The sequence below is a fragment of the Stenotrophomonas sp. PD6 genome (assembly GCF_049199305.1).
Lineage (GTDB): Bacteria > Pseudomonadota > Gammaproteobacteria > Xanthomonadales > Xanthomonadaceae > Stenotrophomonas.
Window position 1 is genome coordinate 1006 of sequence record NZ_JBLZQD010000029.1, and the last position, 17699, is coordinate 18704.

A 17699-nucleotide genomic window follows, 5' to 3' on the forward strand; every position below is an offset into this window, starting at 1 on the left:
CCCCCCCCCCCCCCCCCCCCCCCCCCCCCCCCCCCCCCCCCCCCCCCCCCCCCCCGATGGGGGGCGCCGACTGGAGGCGCCGACTGGGTAGAGCCGACTGTTAGTCGGCTGTTTCAACCGGTGATCAGAAAGCAGCTGACTAACAGTCAGCTCTACCCAGTCGGCTCTACCCAGTCCGCTTTACCGCGTTGCCTTTGGCAACGCATACGCCATCACGTAATCGCCCGGCGGGGTCTCCATGAAATGGTGGCCGCCGGCCATGATCACCACGTATTGCCGGCCGTCGTACTCGTAGACCATCGGGTTGGCCTGGCCGCCTGCCGGCAGTTTGGCGTGCCACAACTCCTTGCCGGTCTTGAGGTCGATCGCACGCAGCAGGTCATCGGTGGCGGCGGCGATGAAGATCAGGCCGCTGGCGGTGATCGCCGAGCCGCCGTTGTTGGGCGTGCCGATCTCGATCGGCAGGCCCGAGCGGATGCCGAAGGGGCCATTGCCGCGTGCGCTGCCGAACGGGCGGTCCCACAGCAGTTGGCCGCTGCGCAGGTCGATGGCGCGGATGCCGCCATACGGCGGCTCCTTGCACAGCAGGCGGGTGAACGGCAGGCGCCAGCCGGCGTTGACGTCGATGGCGTACGGCGTGCCGGTCTGCGGGTCACCTGCCCCTTCGGCCGCGCCGCGGTCGGCACGCACCTGCTCGCGCGGCAACCAGCCCAGGCGGTCGGCTTCGGCGCGCGGCACCAGCCGGTTGTAGTTGGGCATGTCGTTGTAATTGGCCACGATCACGCCATGCCGCGGGTCCACCGCGACCCCGCCCCAGTCCGACCCCCCGTTGTAACCGGGGTACTCGATCGAATGGCGGTCGGCCGTCGGCGGGGTGTAGATGCCTTCGTAACTGGCGGTGCGGAACTGGATGCGGCACACCAGCTGGTCGATGGGGGTGATGCCCCACATGTCGCGCTCGGTCAGGTCCGGCTTGCGCAGCGTGTGATACAGCGAAAACAGCTGGTTCGGTGCGCGCTGCTCCGGCTCCACGCCGCCGCCTGGCACCGCGCGTTCCTCGGCACCGGTGAGCAGTTGCCCGGTACGGCGGTCCAGCACATACAGGTCGCCCTGCTTGGTCGGCAGCAGGATCGCCGGCACCTTGCCGGCGGCGGTGGGGTAATCGATCAGCGTGGCCTGCGAGCCCATGTCGTAGTCCCACACGTCCTTGCGCACCGCCTGGAAGTGCCAGGCCGGCTTGCCGGTGGCCACGTCGATGGCGACCAGCGAAGTGGCATAACGATTCTGGTTCTCGGTGCGCGACCCGCTCCAGTAGTCGGCTGCCGCATTGCCCATGGGCAGGTAGACCAGGCCCAGCTGCTCATCCCCGGTGGCGGTGGTCCACATGTTGGGGGTGCCGCGCGTATACGTCTTGCCCTGCGGCGGCAGCCCGCTGCGCTCGGGTGCGTCCATGTCCCAGGCCCAGCGCAGCTTGCCCGTCTCCGCGTCGTACGCCTGGATCACGCCGGACGGCGCATCGCGACGCTGGCCGTCCAGCACCTGGTGGCCGGTCACGATCACGCCGCGCACGATCGCCGGCGGCGCGGTGATCGACACATAGCCCGGCGGCACCTCGCCCATGCCCAGGGTGATGTCGACCTGGCCGTTGTTGCCGAACCCCGGGCACGGCCGGCCGGTGGCGGCGTCCACGGCAATCAATCTTCCGTCCAGGGTGCCTTCGATGATCCGCGCCGCGCACAGCGCGCGGTTTCCCGGCGCCAGCGGCCGCGTGCCTTCCGGCGGTGGCTCGGGCAGCGCCAGGTCTGCCGCCACATCGGCCAGCACCGGGTCCACCTGCGGGACGCCGGGCACTTCGTAGTACGCCACGCCACGGCAGGCGGCCGTGTACGGAATCGCGGCGTCCCTCACCTTCGGATTGAAGCGCCAGCGCTCCTTTCCGGTCGCCGCATCGAGCGCGACCAGCTGGTTGCGGGCCGTGCACAGGTACAGGGTGTCGCCGACCTTGAGCGGCGTGGTCTCGGCGCCCCAGCGCTTCTTCGGCAGGTCGCCGGTACGGAACTGCCACGCCAGTTCCAGCTCGCCCACGTTGGCCGGGGTGATCTGCTGCAGCGGCGAATAGCGGGTGGCGGCGTTGCTGCGCCCCCACGCCGCCCAGTCGCCGGGTGCGGGCTGGTCGGACGGTTGCGGGCTGGCGTCGCGCGTCGGTGCAAGTCCGGCGCCGGCCACATCCTCCGGGAACGGCTGCGCACCGGCCACCGCGCCATGCGGCACGAACGCCAGGGCGAATCCCACGGCGAATACCAGGCCCAGCACGCTGGCCAGCGCGCGCGAAACCCGCCGCGGTACCGGCGTGCGTAGTGTCGGCAGCAGCAGCGCCAGCACGAATCCCAACGCGCTGACCATGCCCAGCCGCGGCACCCAGCGCCAGTAGTCGCTGCCCGATTCCCACCAGGTCCACACCAAGGTGCCGGCGAACACCAGCAGGTACACTGCCGCGCCGCTGCGGCGGTTGCCGAACAGCAGAACGCCGGAAAGCAGCAGCCCTGCCCCGGCCAGCACGTAGTACCAGGAGCCGCCCAGTTGGGCCAGCCACGCGCCCAGCCCGCCCAGGACCAGCCCGAGCACGATCAGGACCAGCGACAGCACGAGGATGAGCGGGTGGCGCGCGGGCACCCCCACGGTCGGATCGGACGGCGTTGCAGCAGACATCGGTGCTCTCCCCGGTACGGCAGAACCATGGGCCGGCCGCCCCGCCCGGCCGCTTGCTTCGCTTATGCCAGTGTTCGCGTGAATTCTGCGCGTTCATTGCGCCGCGTTCGGCCCAAACGAACAACGCCGGCACTGGGCCGGCGTTGCGCGTTTTTACTTTGCGGGGGATCAGCCCTGCGGGGTGTCGTCGCCGACTGCCGCTGCCGGTGCCGGATCGACCGGCGTTGCCGCCGTATCCACCTCGTCCTCGACGTCATCGATGGAGGCGTCCATACGCTCCACCGCCTGCAGCTTCTCGTCCTTGGACAGGCGGATCAGGGTCACGCCCTGGGTGTTGCGGCCCACGCGGGAGATTTCCGAACCGCGCGTACGCACCAGGGTGCCGCCGTCGGAGATCAGCAGGACCTCGTCGCGCGAACCCATCAGCACCGCGCTGACCAGCTTGCCGTTGCGCTCGGTGGTCTGGATGCCGATCACGCCCTGGGTGCCGCGGCCCTTGCGCGGATAATCCGGCAGCGGGGTGCGCTTGCCATAGCCGTTCTCGGTGGCGGTCAGGATGTACAGCATGCTGTCGTCGTCACCGGCCTCGATCACGGCATCGCCGTTCTCGGTCACGGCTTCTTCGACCTGCACGTCGTCCTCGCTCTCGTCATCGCTGCCGCCGGCACGCTCGGCCACGATCAGGCTGACGACTTCCTCGCCCTTGGCCATCTTGATGCCGCGCACGCCGGTGGCGGTACGGCCCATCGAGCGGACCCGATCCTCGCCGAAGCGCACGGTCTTGCCGTTGGAGGCGAACAGCATGATGTCGCGCTCGCCGTCGGTCAGGCCGACGCCGACCAGCGCGTCACCCTCGTCCAGATTGATGGCGATCTTGCCGCGCGCCAGACGGAACGCAAACTCGCTGAGCGGGGTCTTCTTGACGGTGCCGTTGCGGGTGGCGAAGAACACGAACTGACCTTCGGCGTACTCGCGTACCGGCAGCACGGCCTGCACCCGCTCACCGGATTCGAGCGGAATCCAGTTGATGATCGGGCGCCCGCGCGCATTGGAACCGGCTTCCGGCAGCTGATGCACCGGCAGCCAGAACACCTTGCCCGAACTGGTGAAGGTCAGCAGCGTGTCATGCGTGTTGACCAGCCACAGCTGTTCGATGAAATCCTCTTCCTTGGTCGACGCCGCGCTGCGGCCACGGCCACCGCGACGCTGTGCGCGGTAGGCACTGACCGGCTGGCGCTTGACGTAGCCGGCGTGCGACACGGTGACCACCACGTCTTCCGGGGCGATCAGGTCGAGGATGTCCAGGTCTTCTTCGCTGTGACGGATCTCGGTGCGGCGCTCGTCGCCGAACTCGGTACGCACGTTGACCAGCTCTTCGCGGATCACCTGGCGCAGGCGGTCCGGATCTTCCAGGATGTGGATCAGGCCGGCGATGGTTTCCAGCAGCAGCTTGTACTCTTCGGTCAGGCGGTCCTGCTCCAGCCCGGTCAGGCGGTGCAGGCGCATTTCCAGGATCTGGGTCGCCTGGATCTCGGTCAGCTGGTAGCCGCCGGCCAGCAGGCCCACGCCCTTGGGCAGGTCTTCCGGACGCGAGGTCTCGGCACCGGCAGCGCCCAGCATCGAACCGACCAGGCCCGGCTCCCACAGGCGGGCGAGCATGCGTTCGCGCGCCTCGTTGGGGTTGGGCGAGGTCTTGATCAGTTCGATCATCTCGTCGATGTTGGCCAGCGCGACGGTCAGGCCTTCCAGCACGTGTGCACGGGCGCGCGCCTTGCGCAGCTCGAACACGGTGCGGCGGGTGACCACTTCGCGGCGGTGGCGCACGAAGGCCTCAAGCATCTGCTTGAGGTTCATCAACTGCGGGCGGCCATCGACCAGCGCCACCATGTTGATGCCGAACACCGACTCCATCTGGGTCTGCTGGTAGAGGTTGTTCAACACAACTTCCGCCGACTCGCCGCGCTTGATTTCGATGTAGATGCGCATGCCGTCCTTGTCGGACTCATCGCGCAGCTCGCTGATGCCTTCGAGCTTCTTTTCCTTGACCAGCTCGGCGATCTTCTCGATCAACCGGGCCTTGTTCACCTGATACGGGATCTCGGTGACGATGATCGATTCACGGCCGTTGTCGGCCACTTCGATATCGGCCTTGGCGCGGATCCGCACGCGGCCACGGCCGGTGCGGTAGCCGGCGACGATGCCCGCGGTGCCGTTGATGATGCCGGCGGTCGGGAAGTCCGGGCCGGGGATGAACTCCATCAGCCCGTCGACGTCGATTTCCGGGTTGTCGATCAGCGCGATGCAGGCGTTGATCGATTCGGTCAGGTTGTGCGGCGGGATGTTGGTCGCCATGCCCACCGCGATACCGGCCGAACCGTTGACCAGCAGGTTCGGGAACCGGGTCGGCATGACCGTCGGCTCCAGTTCCTTTTCGTCGTAGTTGGGCTGGAAATCGACGGTTTCCTTGTCGATGTCGGCCATCAGCTCATGGGTGAGCTTGGACATGCGCGCTTCGGTATAACGCATGGCCGCGGCGGAGTCGCCGTCGACCGAACCGAAGTTACCCTGGCCATCGACCAGCATGTAACGCAGCGAGAACGGCTGCGCCAGACGCACCAGCGTGTCGTACACCGACTGGTCGCCATGCGGGTGGTACTTGCCGATGACGTCACCGACGATACGCGCCGACTTGAAGTAGGGCTTGTTGCTGTGCGCGTTCAGCTCACTCATTGCGAACAGCACGCGGCGATGCACCGGCTTGAGGCCATCGCGCGCATCCGGGAGGGCGCGGCCCACGATCACGCTCATCGCGTAATCGAGGTAGCTCTTGCGCATCTCGTCTTCCAGGTTGACCTGGATGATTTCCTTGGCGGTTTCTGCCATTCGGGTTCCGTTGTCTGGGAGCGGTCCAGTCCGTCGCGCCAGCCCTTTCGGGGCGGTTGCGCCGGAATCTCGATTAACCAACGGAGTCTACCACAACGGGGCCCTGTCCGACCGTTTTTACGGCTGTTTTACCGGCGAGAATCAGGGACTTACGGGAACGCAGCCTGCATGTTGGCCACCGTCGGGCGGAGGATCACGCCCTTCTCGGTCACGATCGCGTCGATCAGCTCGCCCGGGGTGACGTCGAACACCGGGTTCCAGGCGGCGATGCCCTCGGCCACGGTGCGGGTTCCGCCCACGCCGTAGAGCTCGCCCGGGTCACGCTGCTCGATCTCGATCTGGTCGCCGTTGGCGGTGTCCATGTCCACCGTGGAAGACGGCGCCACCACCATGAACTTCACCCCGTGGTGGCGGGCGGCGATGGCCAGCTGGTAGGTGCCGATCTTGTTGGCGGTATCGCCATTGGCGCAGATCCGGTCGGCACCGACGATCACCCACTGCACCGCACCAGTCTTCATCAGGTGCGAAGCGGCCGAATCGGCGATCAGGGTGGCATCGATACCGTCCTGCTGCAGTTCCCACACGGTCAGCCGCGCACCCTGCAGCCACGGCCGGGTCTCGCCGGCGAAGACCTTGGCGATGCGGTGCTGGGCCATGCCCGCGCGGATCACGCCGAGGGCGGTGCCGAAGCCGGCGGTGGCCAGCGAACCGGTGTTGCAGTGGGTGAGCACGCCGCTGCCGGCGTCGATCAAGCCGGCGCCCAGCGCACCCATGTGGCGGTTGGCCGCCAGGTCTTCCTCGGCGATGGCCTGCGCCTCAGTAGCCAGCACCTGCGCCCAGTCGGCGCCGGCGGGGGCCAGTGCGCGGCGCATGCGCGCCAGTGCCCAGGCCAGGTTGACCGCGGTCGGCCGCGAGGCGTTCAGGCGCTGCAGCGCCGGCTCCAGCTTGGCCAGCGCCTGCGCGCCGTCGTCGGCCTGCACGCCCTGCGCGGCCAGTACCACGCCCCAGGCGGCGGCGATGCCGATGGCCGGCGCGCCGCGCACGGTGAGCGCGTGGATGGCCTCGGCGACCGCGTCGCTGTCACGGCATTCCACATGTTCCACCACGAACGGCAGCTTGCGCTGGTCGAGCAGCTGCAGGGAATCACCGGTCCACAGGATGGGACGGATGTGGTCGTAGCGGGCGTAGTCGATATCGGAGGATGCGTTCATCCCGCCATTGTAAAGCCACGTCATACGTGGCTGCGACCGTCGGCGCCAGCGCCCTCAATTCACCTGGAACTCGGCCCGGCACCCGTTGTCGACCCACACCCCGCGCTGGTCCCAGCCCCAGCCCTTGCCTTCCTCGCAGGCGCTGCCGGACAGCTGCCTGGACAACCGCACGCCCTTGCTGATGGTGGCGCCACAGAAGCGGCGCTGGCGCGATTTGGATTCGCACACCACCACGCGCGGGACGTCCACGAAGCCGCTGCCGTCGGTGGCGGCGACCTCGAAGTCGCCCTGGCAGCCCCGGGTCACCCAGATCTCGTTGCGGCGGACGCCCCAACTGTGGCCCTCGCGACACGGCATGGCCGACAGCTGGCGCAGCAGACGCACGGGCGCTCCCTGCAGCACCACCGGGCAATTCACCGGGCGGCCGCTGGATTCGCAGCGCACCACGCGGCGCACCTTGCGTTCGCCGGTGCCGGCGCTGCCTGCGGGCGTGCGGCTGCGGAACTCGGCACGGCAGCCCAGGGTCACCCAGACGCCGGAGCGATCGGTGCCCCACTCCGAACCGCGCACGCAACTGTTGTCGGAGAGCTGGCGCACCAGATCGACGCCGCTGGCGACCGGCATGTCGCAGTGCACCCATTCCATGTCACGCGACTCGCAGCGAACGACCTGCCCTGCGTAGCCGTTGTCGGCCCTGGCAAGCGATGGCAGCGTGCCGCCACCGAGCACCAGCCCGAGCACGGCCAGCGTCCAACGCGGCGCGCCCGACCAGGGTGAGCACCACGTCGGCAGCGAAGGCAACGGTCCTGCAGGTTCCAACAGCTTCATCAACACGGTCCCCGCCGCCACTGATCGATCACGTCGCCACCATCCGACATCGAGTGTGATCAGAGCATCATCACGCACACCACGCAAGCGACGGACGTTGCGAATGAACGCCGTTCAGGCATGGGCGAAATCGAACGCGAGGACGTCGGCGATACGGCCGGTGCGGTGCATCGCCATCAGCAGCCGGTCCACGCCCACCGCCACCCCGGCGCAGTCGGGCAGCGCAGGCAAGGCATCGAGCAACCGTTCATCCAGGGGCGGCAGTACCGCGCCGCGCGCGCGCCGCAGCGCCTGGTCGCGCAGGAACCGCGCACGCTGTTCAGTGGCGTCGTTCAGCTCGTGATAGCCGTTGGCCAGTTCCACCGAGCCCAGGTACAGTTCGAAGCGCTCGGCCAACGGCGGCGTGCCGGGGCGGATGCGCGCCAGCGCGGCCTGGCTGGCCGGCCAGTCGTGCACCACCGTCATGCTGTCGTCATCGAAATGCGGCTGGATGCAGTGGGTCATCAGCAGGTCCAGCCAGTCGTCGCGGGTCAGCCCGTCTGCATCGATCCGCACCGCGGACAGCGGCGCCTGCAGCTGTTCCGCGCTGGCCTCGAACGGGTCCAGTCCCACGTACTGCTGGTACAGGCTGCGGTAGTCGAGCACGCGCAGGGTCGCCTGGCGCTGCACCAGCGCCAATGCGGCGCGCACCAGCGCGGCCGTTTCCTCGATGAGGCGCTGGTGGTCCCAGCCCACCCGGTACCACTCCAGCATGGTGAATTCGGGATTGTGGCGGCCGCCGGCCTCGCCGTTGCGGAACACCCGGCCCAGCTCGTAGCAGTCGCCCACGCCCGCCGCCAGCAGGCGCTTGAGCGGATATTCGGGCGAGGTGCGCAGCCAGCGCTGTGCACTGCCGGCGTCGACATGGCCGCTGAAGCGGGTCTGGAAACTGTCGATGTTGGGTTCGGTATTGCCCGCCGCCGACAGCATCGGCGTTTCCACTTCCAGCACGTCGCGTTCGGCGAAGAATGCGCGGATCAGCGCATTGAGCGCGGCGCGCTGGCGCAGCGCGGCGATCACGCGCGCGCGTCCCGCATGCGCTTGGCCAGCTGCAGGGTCAGCAGGCTGCGGGTGTCGTCGACGTAGCCGGTGGCCAGGTAGAGGCGCCGCGCCAGTTCGTTGTGGTGGTTCACTTCCAGACGCAGGCGCTCCACGCCGCGCGCGTTGGCGCGCTGCTCCAGGATGGCCAGCGCCTGCTTGCCGCGACCGCGGCCGCGCGCGGCATGGCTGAGATACAGCTCATCGAGCAGCGCGAAGTGACCGCCCTGCTCCAGGCTGAAGCCCATGGCCAGTGCGGCGTGACCCACCACCTCGCCCGTTTCGGACAGCCACAGCAGCACCTCGCCGTTGCGCGGGTCTTCCAGCAGCGCGGCCAGTGCGCGGCGCACGCGTGCTTCGTCGAAGTCCAGCTGGTCTTCGGCGTAGAACTCGCGCATCAGCGCGACGACGAGGTCGGTGTCGGCGACGGTGGCGAGGCGGAAGTCGAGGGGGGAAGTCTGCATGGGGTTCAATCCGTTTCGGTGTGTCAGTGGGCCGACAGGAACGCGACCAGGCGGTCTTCGTCCCACACATCGATGCCCAGTTCGGTGGCCTTGGTGAGTTTGGAGCCTGCGTCGGTGCCGGCGACCACAAACGAGGTCTTCTTCGAGACGCTGCCGGCCACCTTTGCGCCCAGCGCTTCCAGACGCTCCTTCGCCTCGTCGCGGGTCATCTGCGCGAGCGTGCCGGTCAGCACCACGGTCTGGCCGTCGAGCGGACCGGCCGCCAGGTCGGCCTGCTCAGGCGCCCGCTGCAGCAGCGTGCGGCGATAGTCGTCGGCCTTGAGCAGCATCGGCCCGTGCCCGTCGCGGTCCAGCCACTCGGCCACGCCAAGCGCCACCTCGTTGGGCAGGCCGGCGGCGACCAGCTGGACCGGCTCGGCGTCCAGTACGCTGGCGGCGTCGGGCAGCAGGGCGGCCAGTTTCTCCGCGCGCAGGCGGGTGATGCCGGGGATCTCGGCCTCGACCAGCAGCTGCGGGAAGTCCAGGCCGTCGCGCAGCTTCGCGCTCGGCGGATGGGTGTCGCTGATCGTGACCTGGCCCACCTGCAGCAGCGCGTCGATCGCGGCCTGGTTGCCGGGCTGCTCGAAGAAGTGGCCGAGCGAGCGCGCCACTTCGCCGCCGATGTCCGGCACGCGCTTGAACAGCGGCCACGGCAGGTGGCGGATCAGTTCCAGGTCGCCGAACCAGGTCGCCAGCGCCTTGGCGGTGCTTTCGCCGACGTGTTCGATGCCCAGCGCGAACAGCAGCCGCTCCAGCGTGGTGCTACGGCTGGCGTCGATCGCGGCGATCAGGTTGTCCGCCCACTTGGTGGCGATCTTCTTCGTGTTCCACTCGAACGCGGTCTGCAGCGCCAGCGCGCGTGCGCGCCAGCCCTCCTCGGCCGCGTCGAGCGCCAGGACGCTGCGCAGGTACTCGCCGCTACCCTCCGGCGGCACGTGCAGGCGGATCTGGCTGGCCAGCACCTCGGGCGATTCGGCGTCGAGCACCAGCTTCAGATGCAGCAGCTGGTCGCGGGTGAGGCGGTACAGGTCGGCCACGCTGCGTACGATGCCGGCGTCCACCAGGGTCTCGATGTACTTGCCGCCCAGCCCGTCGATGTCCATGGCGCGGCGCGAGGCGAAGTGCGCGATGGCTTCCTTGCGCTGCGCCGGGCAGCTCAGCTCGCCGGAGCAGCGCCAGGCGGCCTCGCCCTCTTCGCGCACGATATCGGCGCCGCACACCGGGCAGTGCGCCGGCATCTGCCAGGGCGCGGTGCCCGCCGGGCGACGGTCGGGAATGACGCTGACCACTTCGGGGATCACGTCGCCGGCGCGGCGCACGATCACCGTGTCGCCCACGCGCACGTCCAGCCGCGCGATCTGGTCGGCGTTGTGCAGGGTGGCGTTGGAGACGATCACGCCCGCCACTGCGACCGGATTCAGGCGCGCCACCGGGGTGGCCGCGCCGGTGCGGCCGATCTGGATCTCGATCGCCTCCACGGTGGTGGTCTGTTCCTGGGCCGGGAACTTGTGCGCGATGGCCCAGCGCGGCGCGCGCGAGACGAAGCCCATCTGCTCCTGCCCGGCGCGGTCATCCAACTTGTAGACCACGCCGTCGATATCGAAGGCCAGACCGTCGCGACGCGCGCCGATGTCGTGGTAGTAGGCCAGCAGGCCTTCGCTCCCCTCCACTACCTGGCACAGATCGCTGACCGGAAAGCCCCAGTCCTTGAGCTGGGCCAGGGTGCCCGAATGGCTCGGCGGGAGCTCGCCGCCCTGTACGTCACCGGTGCCGTAGGCATAGAAGCTGAGCTTGCGGCGCGCGCTCAGTTTCGGGTCCAACTGGCGCAGCGAACCGGCCGCCGCATTGCGCGGGTTGGCCAGCACTTTGCCGTCGTGCAGGCGGGCGTCCGCGTTGTAAGCCTCGAAGTCCGCACGCGCCATGTAGACCTCGCCACGCACTTCCAGCACCGGCGGCCAGCCGCTGCCCTGCAGCACCTGCGGAATCACCTTGATCTGGCGCAGGTTGGCGCTGACGTCTTCGCCGGTCGCGCCGTCGCCACGGGTGGCGCCCTGCACGAAGCGGCCATCCTCGTAGCGCAGGCTGATCGCCAGCCCATCCAGCTTCGGCTCGGCAGAGAACAGCAGCTTCTCGCGGCGCAGGCGCTCGCGGATGCGGCGCACGAAATCCTGCACTTCCTCATCGCTGAAGGCGTTGCCCAGCGACAGCATCGGCACCGCGTGGCGCACCTCGGCGAAGCGCGAGCCGCCCTTGCCGCCGACCCGCTGGGTCGGGGAATCGGCCAGCGCGAGCTCGGGGTGGGCCTGTTCCAGCGCCTCCAGTTCGCGCACCAGGGCGTCGTACTCGGCATCGGGGATCAGCTGCTCATCGCGTTCGTGATACGCCTTGCCGGCCTCGTCGATCTGGCGGCGCAGGATCTCGGCACGTTGGGCGGGGCTGGGACTCATGCGGCGAACATCCTGGAAGGGCTGTGAATTTTAGGCGCTGCGGCGGCCAGCGGCCACCCGCCATTGCCGCCGACCGGCGCAGACGGCGGCGCACCACCGCGCGGTGGCTTGCCGGCCGCAGGGCGTGGCGCTAGCGTGACGGAATTGTCCCGCCTTCGGTGTTCCCGCGATGTCATCGACTGTCTCGTCCCGCCGTTCCTTCCTGCAGCTGGCCGGCACCGGCCTGGCCCTGTCCGGCATCGGCCTGGGTCCGGCGACCGCCGCGCCAACCGCGCGTGCGGCCACCGCCGCGGCCGGTCCGGTGCTGCTCAACTTCAATGAAAGCCCGTACGGCCCTGCCCCGGCCGCGCAGGCCGCGGCGCGCGGCATCGTGGCGGAGAGCGGCCGCTATCTGTTCGCGCTGGCCGGCGAACTGCGCGATGTGTTCGCCGGGCAGGAAGGCATCGGCGCGGACCGCGTGCGGCTGTACCCCGGCTCCAGCGAGCCGCTCAACCGCGCTGCCGTGGTGTGGACCTCGGCCACGGCCGGGCTGGTGGTCGCCGACCCGACGTTCGAGAGCCTGGGCGAGCTGGCCGCCGCGCGCGGTGCCACGGTAGTGAAGGTGCCACTGCGTGCCGACGGTGCGCACGACGTGCGCGCGATGGTGGAGGCCGCGAAGCGGATCAACGCCGGGCTGCTGTATCTGTGCAATCCCAACAACCCCACCGGCTCGATCACCCCGGCCGACGACATCGCCTGGTTGCTGGCCAACAAGCCGGCGCAGACCCGGCTGCTGGTGGACGAGGCCTACCTGCAGTTCAGCGCGCAGCGCTCGGTGATCGCCCAGGTGATGCAGCGCGATGACCTGATCGTGCTGCGCACGTTTTCGAAGCTGTATGGCATGGCCGGGCTGCGCTTGGGCGTGGCGGCGGCGCATCCGGACCGGCTGCGCGAGCTGGCCAGCCTGGGCGACAACCCGCTGCCGGTCACCGCGCTGGCCGCGGGCCTGGCCAGCCTGCGCGAGCCGGGCCTGGTGGCGCAGCGGCGCGAACAGAACGCGCGGGTGCGCCAGGCCACGGTGGAATGGCTGGGCAAGCGCGGCTTCCGCTGCGTGCCGTCCGAAGCGAACTGTTTCATGGTCGACGTGCAGCGCGACGGCGCAGCGTTCACCGCCGCCATGGCCGAACGCGGCGTCGTGATCGGCCGCAGCTGGCCGATCTGGCCCCAAGTGGTGCGCGTCACCGTAGGTACCGAAGCCGAGATGGCCGCCTTCCGCACGGCGTTCGCGGCCATCACAGGCGTGCCCGCGTAGCGTTGGTGAGCGCCCACGCCTCCGCAATGCATCTGGAGGAAAGCCCCCTTTTTGTTAAAGGGGGCGCGCCGAAGGCGCGGGGATTAGGTGGAATGCGTGGGCCGCCCGTCGAAAGCGTCGCGCTGGCTTTACCAGCGCGGGGCTTTCGTCAGCGGCGGCGCCTGATGCTGGCGGTCGTAGGCGCGCAGCTCATCGCGGATGTGCGCCACGCGCTGGCGCCCGAGCGTGGCGCGGCTGTCGTCCAGCACCTCGGCGTTGAGCAGTTCGCCCATGCGCTGCACCGTGGGCAGCATCTTCTCCCAGGCGTCCAGCGCGGTCAGCGGCGCCGGCAGGGTCAGGAAGAAGGCGATGGCCGGGGTCTCCATCTCGCGGATGTTGGCCATGTCGAAACTGCCCGGCTTCATGATGTTGGCCATCGAGAAGATCGGGCCGCGCTCGGGATGGCCTTCCACCAGGCGGTGGAACACGTTCATGTGGCCGAACACCAGGCCGGTCTTCTCGGCCGCCACCACGATGTCTTCGCCGCGCAGCTGTTCACCGGCGCGCGCCGCCACGAACAGCGAGACGATCTTGTCGAAATCCTGTGTGGTGCGCTTGCCCAGGTCGCTGGCCGGCGTGGCATCCACGTCGGGCAGGCCCAGTTCGGGTTGGCTCACGCCATCGTCGCCGGCTGCGGCCGCGCCGTCGGCGCCGGGCACCTGCCCGTCGCCCAGCATGGGCTCACGGCGCTGGCCGGCGCCGGTCTCTGCGCCTTCCACGCGACGGCCCTGCGACTTTTTCTTCGGCCGGCCAAACAGGAAGATCGCGGCAATCAGCAGCAGGCCGGCGGCCAGGATGCCGATGCGGAGCAGTGCCATGTCGGACATTCGGGGGGTCTCCGGCTAAATACATTCAGGTAAGCATGGCACGTCAGGCCGCGCCCGCCAATCGTGCGGCTTCTTCGAGGTCGACGCTGACCAGGCGGCTGACGCCCGGCTCGCGCATGGTGACGCCCGACAGCTGGTGGGCCGCCTCCATGGTCGCCTTGTTGTGGCTCACGAACAGGAACTGCACCTTTTCGCTCATTTCCTTGACCATGTTGGCGAGGCGACCGACGTTGGCTTCGTCCAGCGGCGCGTCGACCTCGTCCAGCAGGCAGAACGGCGCCGGGTTGAGCTGGAAGATGGCAAACACCAGCGCCACCGCGGTCATCGCCTTCTCGCCACCGGACAGCAGCGAGATGCTCGACACCCGCTTGCCGGGCGGCCGCGCCATGATGGTCACACCCGTGTCGAGAAGGTCTTCACCGGTGAGTTCCAGGTAGGCATGGCCGCCGCCGAACAGGCGCGGGTACAGCTGCTGGACGCCGGCGTTGACGCGGTCGAAGGTGTCCTTGAAGCGGCCGCGGGTCTCGCGGTCGATCTTGCGGATGGCGTCTTCGAGCGTCTCCAGCGCGGTGGTCAGATCGGTGTTCTGCGCATCCAGGTACTCCGAACGCTGCGAGGCTTCGCCGTATTCCTGGATGGCGGCCAGGTTGACCGGTTCCAGGCGGCGCATGCGCCCGTCGATCTGGTGCACGGCCTGTTCCCAGTCGCCGATGCGGGCGTCGTCGGGCAGCGCGTTGATCACGTCCTGCAGCACGAAGCCGGCCTTCTCCACCGAGGCGGTGAGCTGGTCGGCACTGAGCACCAGCGCCTGCTGGTCGAGCTTGCGCTGGGAAATGCGCTCGCGCTGGGCCAGCGCCTGTTCGTCGCGCTGGTGGCGGGTCTGCTCGAAGTTGCGCAGCTCCGCATCGATGCCCTCCAGCATGGTGCGCGCCTCGCCCAGCACGCGGTCGGCGCGCACGCGCTCGCCCAACGCGTTCTGGTGTTCGGCTTCCAGCGACTGCACCGGCGTGTCGCCGTCGTCGAGCTGGGCATGCAGCTCGCCCAGGCGCGAATCCAGCTGGCCGCGCTGGGTGCTCATGCGCTCCAGGGCCTGGCTCAGCGAGGTGACCTGGGTGCGCTGCGACTCAAGGGTGAGGGCCAGCGAATGCGCGGCGTCGCGCACGTTGCGTGCGGCTTCGCGCGCCTGGTCGCGGGCGTCGGTGAACTGCCGGCGCTCGCTTTCCAGGGCGTGCCGCACGGACTCCAGGTCGCCCATGCTGTTGACCGCCTCGTCGAGGCGGCTGCGCGCTTCGCGTACCTGCTCGCGCCCGGCGTCGAGGGTTTCCAGCAGCTGCGAGAGCTCGCCTTCGATACGATCGATGCGGGTGCGGGCGGCGTCGACCTTGCCCTGCTGGCTCTGCAGTTGGCCACCCAGTTCGGACACGCTGCGGTGGGCCTGGTACAGCTGGCGCTGCGCCTCTTCGCGGTGCTGTTCGCCGGCCAGCAGCTGGTCACGGAATCCGGCCAGGCGTTCTTCCAGTTCGGCTTCGCGCTCCTGCAGGGCGTCGATCTGCTCGCGCAGGGTGACGATCTCGCGTTCGCGCAGCAGCGCGCCCTGCTTGGCGGCACCGGAGCGCGAGACGCGCACCCAGCCCTCGCCGAGGCGTTCGCCGCCGCGGGTGATGACCGAATCTCCCTCGCCCAGGGTGGCCTGCAGCGCACGCGCCTGTTCCAGGTCTTCGGCGGCATGCAGGCGGGCCAGCAGGCGACGGATGGCGGTGGGGCCCTGCACTTTGGCGGCCAGTGAGGTCGGGGCGACGTCCAGGCTGCCCTGCTCGGCCGAGACCAGGGCGATGCGACCCTCGCCCAGCTCGGCCAAGGCGCCGACGAGGCTTTCAGGGGCGTCGACAAGCACACCCTCGATAAGCTGGCCCAGGGCGCTTTCAACGGCATTTTCCCAGCCGCTTTCAACGCTGAGACGCTCGCCGACGCGCGCGCCGGAGTCCAGCCGGTGCTGCTTGAGCCATGCCACGGCGGCGCCCTGCTCCTGGCCGAGCGCGGCCTGCTGCAGGGTTTCCAATGACGACAGCCGGCCACGCGCGGCCTGGGCCTGTTTGCGGATGTCGGCCAGCTCGGTCTGGCCGGTACGCTGGCGGTCCTGCAGGCCGGCGACGGCTTCTTTGCGTGCCTCGACCTGCTCGGTCAGGCCATCGAGGGCGGCCTTCTGGGTTTCATGCTGGAGCTGCAGTTCCTCGAACGCGTCGGCCAGGGCGTCCAGGTCCAGGCCGGCACGCTCGGCGGCCAACGCCTCGCGGCGACGGTCGGCTTCGAGCACCTGGCGGTCGAGGTAGTCGACGCGGGTGCGTTCGACTTCGCCGGCGCGCGAGGCTTCGGAGGTGCTGCGGGTATGGGCTTCCCAGCGCGCCTGCCAATCGGCCAGGCGGGCCTCGGCGTCGCGCAGGGCTTCCTGCTTGATCTCGTTTTCTTCCTGCAGCTGTTCGAGCTGCGGCTCGGCCAGTTCGACCGCGTCACGCAATACGATCAGTTTGGATTCATCGCCGCTGATGTGCTGTCCCAGTTCGGCCAGGGCCTGCTGGGTTTCGTCGCGCGCTTTGTTGAGCCGCTGCGACATTTCGCGCTGGTGCTGGATCTGCTGTTCGAGCCGCGCCAGGGTGCTGCCGACCTGATAGACCTCGGCCTGGGCGGTGCTCAGGGCGTCGGCGGCCTCTTCGCGGCGCACGCGGCTGGTCTCGATGCGGGCTTCGGCATCGCGCTGTTCGGCGATGAACTGCTGCAGGCGCGTTTCTTCCTGCGACAGGGCTTCGCGCAGGCCACCCAGACGCTGGTCGAGGCCACGGAATTCAAGCGCCTTCCACTCGGCGTCCTTGATTCTGCGTTCTTCCTGCAGGCCCTGGTACTGCTCGGCCTGGCGGGCCTGGCGCTTGAGGTGCTCGAGCTGCTTGCCGATTTCCTCGCGCAGGTCGCCCAGCCGGTCCAGATTTTCGCGGGTGTGACGGATACGCGTTTCGGTTTCTTTGCGGCGTTCTTTGTACTTGGAGATGCCGGCGGCCTCTTCCAGATACACGCGCAGGTCTTCCGGCCGGGCTTCGATGATCTGGCTGATCATGCCCTGCTCGATGATGGAGTAACTGCGCGGGCCAAGACCGGTACCCAGGAACAGGTCGGTAATGTCGCGGCGCCGGCATTTGGTGCCGTTGAGATAATAGTTGCTGCTGCCGTCGCGGCTGACGGTACGCTTGACCGAGATCTCGTTGAACGAGGCGTACTCGCCGGTAATGGTGTGGTCGGTATTGTCGAAGATCAGTTCGACGGTCGCCTGGGACACGGGCTTGCGTGCGGAGGAGCCGGAGAAGATGACGTCGGTGAGCGAATCGCCACGCAGGCGGCTGGCGGAGCTTTCGCCCATGACCCAGCGCACGGCATCGATGATGTTGGACTTGCCACAGCCATTGGGCCCGACCACGCCGGTCATGTTGGTGGGCAGATGCAGGGTGGTGGGATCAACAAACGACTTGAAGCCGGAGAGCTTGATCGTGGACAGACGCATGGCGTGGTGGGCTTCCGGACAGTCGCGATAGGGCCGAGTATAACGGGGCGGGTGTTCCACAGGCGCCTGGGCGCCAGGACCGCGTAACGCCGGGCTTTGCCCGGCCTCTGTGGGATTCGTGCAAAAAGCCGTGATCTGCCGATCAGGGCCAGAGCCAAAGCCTTGGGTTGCCAGTCTTCGGCGTAGCGGGGGGGGGGGGGGGGGGGGGGGGGGGCGGCGCCGCCCCCCCCCCCCCCCCCCCCCCCCCCCCCCCCCCGCCACGGGGAGTCCGACACCGGCACTCCGGCCGGCTCTGACAAGGGCATCTGCATGCCTGACGTAAGCATCGTTGTAATCC

The 17699-nt window shown here is 68.9% G+C and carries 10 protein-coding genes; 1 reads left to right on the top strand and 9 read right to left on the bottom strand.

Annotated features, from left to right (window positions below):
- Window positions 1-180 precede the first annotated feature (180 nt).
- The 7 genes from ACOZHM_RS20385 to ligA all read right to left on the bottom strand — a co-directional run bounded on the left by ACOZHM_RS20385 (window position 181) and on the right by ligA (window position 11658).
- Window positions 181-2709 carry a membrane-bound PQQ-dependent dehydrogenase, glucose/quinate/shikimate family gene (locus tag ACOZHM_RS20385; RefSeq protein ID WP_421571176.1) on the bottom strand — a complete coding sequence of 843 codons (2529 nt, stop codon included), beginning with the start codon at window positions 2707-2709 and terminating at the stop codon, window positions 181-183.
- Between the two features lie 168 nt (window positions 2710-2877).
- Window positions 2878-5592 (bottom strand): DNA gyrase subunit A, encoded by a 2715-nt coding sequence (gene gyrA / locus ACOZHM_RS20390; protein ID WP_421571177.1) that lies wholly within the window; start codon window positions 5590-5592, stop codon window positions 2878-2880.
- Window positions 5593-5741: 149 nt separating this feature from the next.
- Window positions 5742-6803, bottom strand: coding sequence for an S-methyl-5-thioribose-1-phosphate isomerase (gene mtnA, locus ACOZHM_RS20395; protein ID WP_421571178.1), 1062 nt, complete (start codon window positions 6801-6803; stop codon window positions 5742-5744).
- Between the two features lie 54 nt (window positions 6804-6857).
- Window positions 6858-7514, bottom strand: a complete 657-nt coding sequence (locus ACOZHM_RS20400; RefSeq protein ID WP_421571185.1) for a DUF3011 domain-containing protein — start codon at window positions 7512-7514, stop codon at window positions 6858-6860.
- Between the two features lie 231 nt (window positions 7515-7745).
- Complete coding sequence (gene epmA / locus ACOZHM_RS20405) at window positions 7746-8690, bottom strand: EF-P lysine aminoacylase EpmA (RefSeq protein WP_421571179.1); 945 nt, start codon at window positions 8688-8690, stop codon at window positions 7746-7748.
- Window positions 8687-9172, bottom strand: a complete 486-nt coding sequence (locus ACOZHM_RS20410; protein WP_421571180.1) for a GNAT family N-acetyltransferase — start codon at window positions 9170-9172, stop codon at window positions 8687-8689. Before ACOZHM_RS20410 ends, epmA begins: the two co-directional genes overlap by 4 nt.
- Window positions 9173-9195: 23 nt before the next feature.
- Window positions 9196-11658: an NAD-dependent DNA ligase LigA gene (gene ligA / locus ACOZHM_RS20415; RefSeq protein ID WP_421571181.1), complete on the bottom strand. Its 2463-nt coding sequence runs from the start codon at window positions 11656-11658 to the stop codon at window positions 9196-9198.
- Window positions 11659-11827: 169 nt separating this feature from the next.
- On the opposite strand from ligA, the gene ACOZHM_RS20420 reads away from it, so the two are divergent.
- Entirely contained in the window at window positions 11828-12949 is a 1122-nt protein-coding gene (locus ACOZHM_RS20420; protein WP_421571182.1) for a pyridoxal phosphate-dependent aminotransferase, read from the top strand.
- Between the two features lie 128 nt (window positions 12950-13077).
- Here ACOZHM_RS20420 and zipA read toward each other — a convergent pair whose 3' ends face one another.
- Together zipA and smc are read right to left on the bottom strand one after the other, a co-directional pair.
- Entirely contained in the window at window positions 13078-13815 is a 738-nt protein-coding gene (gene zipA / locus ACOZHM_RS20425; protein WP_421571183.1) for a cell division protein ZipA, read from the bottom strand.
- A 43-nt stretch (window positions 13816-13858) separates the two neighbouring features.
- Window positions 13859-17362 (bottom strand): chromosome segregation protein SMC, encoded by a 3504-nt coding sequence (smc, locus tag ACOZHM_RS20430; protein ID WP_421571184.1) that lies wholly within the window; start codon window positions 17360-17362, stop codon window positions 13859-13861.
- Window positions 17363-17699: the final 337 nt, after the last annotated feature.

Excerpts from the sequence above, each read along its gene's own strand:
- ACOZHM_RS20385 (WP_421571176.1), bottom strand. The coding sequence starts at position 2,709 with ATGTCTGCTGCAACGCCGTCCGATCCGACCGTGGGGGTGCCCGCGCGC.
- gyrA (WP_421571177.1), bottom strand. The coding sequence starts at position 5,592 with ATGGCAGAAACCGCCAAGGAAATCATCCAGGTCAACCTGGAAGACGAG.
- mtnA (WP_421571178.1), bottom strand. The coding sequence starts at position 6,803 with ATGAACGCATCCTCCGATATCGACTACGCCCGCTACGACCACATCCGT.
- ACOZHM_RS20410 (WP_421571180.1), bottom strand. The coding sequence starts at position 9,172 with ATGCAGACTTCCCCCCTCGACTTCCGCCTCGCCACCGTCGCCGACACC.
- ligA (WP_421571181.1), bottom strand. The coding sequence starts at position 11,658 with ATGAGTCCCAGCCCCGCCCAACGTGCCGAGATCCTGCGCCGCCAGATC.
- ACOZHM_RS20420 (WP_421571182.1), top strand. The coding sequence starts at position 11,828 with ATGTCATCGACTGTCTCGTCCCGCCGTTCCTTCCTGCAGCTGGCCGGC.
- zipA (WP_421571183.1), bottom strand. The coding sequence starts at position 13,815 with ATGTCCGACATGGCACTGCTCCGCATCGGCATCCTGGCCGCCGGCCTG.
- smc (WP_421571184.1), bottom strand. The coding sequence starts at position 17,362 with ATGCGTCTGTCCACGATCAAGCTCTCCGGCTTCAAGTCGTTTGTTGAT.